Annotated in this window: 2 protein-coding genes; both read right to left on the bottom strand. The window is 66.5% G+C overall.

The features are described 5' to 3' along the window. The coding region (locus tag AAF184_25815) for a DUF5666 domain-containing protein (protein ID MEO0425773.1) at positions 1-942 on the bottom strand (942 nt) is incomplete at its 3' end. 104 nt (positions 943-1,046) lie between these two features. Then, a partial coding sequence (locus AAF184_25820; protein MEO0425774.1) for a pectinesterase family protein occupies positions 1,047-1,961 on the bottom strand: 915 nt, incomplete at its 5' end.

Genomic DNA, 1,961 nt, shown 5'->3' on the forward strand with positions numbered 1-1,961 from the left:
GACTTCCACCTTGATGTTGAGCCCGAGGTCAGACGCGGCGCCGCCCTCGAACACCGTCGCTTCGGTCGTCGTCACCGCGAGGCCTGCCACGGAGAAGTCCGTTGCCGAGGCGAAGCGACTGATGAAGCCTTCGATCTCGACGAACGCGCCTCCGCCCCCATCGCCAGGGAGCAGGGATTCGAGTTCGACGCTGGTCGCGATCAGCTCGCCGCCAGGGCCGAAGGCGGTGCCTTTGACCTCCACCAGATCACCGTCCGCGGGCTGACCGGTGGGGAAGTCCGACAGCGCAGCGGCGCTGTAGTCGACGGTCAACGCATTGAGATCGAAGTGCTGGGCGGCGCTATCGAGATTGCTGACGACGCCGCGAAGCTCCAGCTCCCCGCCCGGCGCCTTGCGCTCGATACGCGTGGCCGAGATGGTGCCGTCCGCCTCGATCAAGCCGCTCACCTCGATGGTGTCGCCCACGGCGAGCCCCTCAAGGGAGGGTGGCGCGATGCCGTCGTCGAAGGACGTATCCGCCGTGATCGCCACGGTTTGTCCCAGCACGGTGAGCTGCGCCGCGCCGAGGTCGATGCTCTCGATGGGCCCCTCGACATTGTCATCGAAGAAGACGTTGAGCGCTTGCGCAACCCCGTCCCCATCGACGGTGGCCTCGATCAGCACTACATGGCCGACGCTCAGGTCGTCCTGGCTGCCCACCTCCCCATCGATGGTGAATTGCGCAGCGGACGTGTCGTAGCGCACGCCGCCGACGATGATGCTGCCGAAGCTCGAGATCGGCCCGAAGGCGAACTGGCCGACGATCACTTCCTCATCGGCGGGCGGCTCTTCGTCAGCTGGCGGTGGCACGGCGACGACGGTGTTACCACCTCCGCCGCAGGCCGCAAGCGCTGCTAGCGCAAGGGCCAGCCACGGGTACGCGAGCGTGTGTTGAATGCTCATGGAACTCTTCCTTGGCTCTCGGGGGCGGCGCGGTTCGGATGGGGAGACGGTTGCGGGGGCAGCGACACGTCGGTCGCTGCCCCCTCTGCTGGCGAGCGAGAGGATCAGTCCTCGCGCAGCTGACCCTGGGCATTGCCCGAGAGGTCGTTATCACCGGGCGGGTTCTGCACGCCTGCCGCGGCACGGGAGAAGTCGTCGTTCAGCCAGTCTTCGCGGCGCACGCCGAAGCCGAAGTTGTCGGTGAACTCGTTGCTGGTGATGAGGCTGTTCGACGTGCCCTCCATGCGCAGGCCGTTGTCGATATTGCCGGAGGACGTGTTGCCGAACAGGATGTTGCCGCTGGTGCCTTCCAGACGGAAACCGTCATCGATGTTGCGCAGGGAGGTGTTGCGGATGAAGAGGTCACCGGTGGAGGCGCGATCGCGAATGCCCACGCCGCCGTTGTCCGTGACCGTGTTCGACTGCACGCGCACCCGCGAGCAGGCGTCGACGGTGATGCCTTCCTGGAGGTTGTCGTGCACGTTGTTGCTGAGCACGTTCACGGCCCGGCAACGGTCTAGGTCGATGCCTTCCTGGGTGGTGCCGAACACTTCGTTGTCGGCGACGGTGACGTTGGAGGAGCGATCGACGGACACGCCCGTGGCGCCGCCGGTGAGCGCGTTGCCCTGCACCGTCGCCCCGCTGGAACGATTCACCTCCACGCTGTCGAATATGCCACCGGAGACGACGGTGAAGCCGGAGATCGAGAAGCCGTTGGCGCGGCTGGCCTGCACCGTGTCACGGGCGCCGGAGCCCACGATGGTGGTGCTGGCGACGGCCTCGCCGGTGAGCACGATGTTCTGGCGCTGCACGATGACGTCTTCGTTGTAGGTGCCGGCGCGGACGAAGATGTCCACGGTGCCATTGCCATCGGTGTCGCCCGCGGACAAGACTGCTGACTGAATGGTGGCGAAATCATCCGGGACGGTGGCGTCCTGGGCCAGGGCGAGGCCGCTGCTGACGAGCACGGCGGGGAGCGC

Source organism: Pseudomonadota bacterium (genome assembly GCA_039815145.1).
Taxonomy (GTDB): Bacteria; Pseudomonadota; Gammaproteobacteria; order Steroidobacterales; family JBCBZW01; genus JBCBZW01.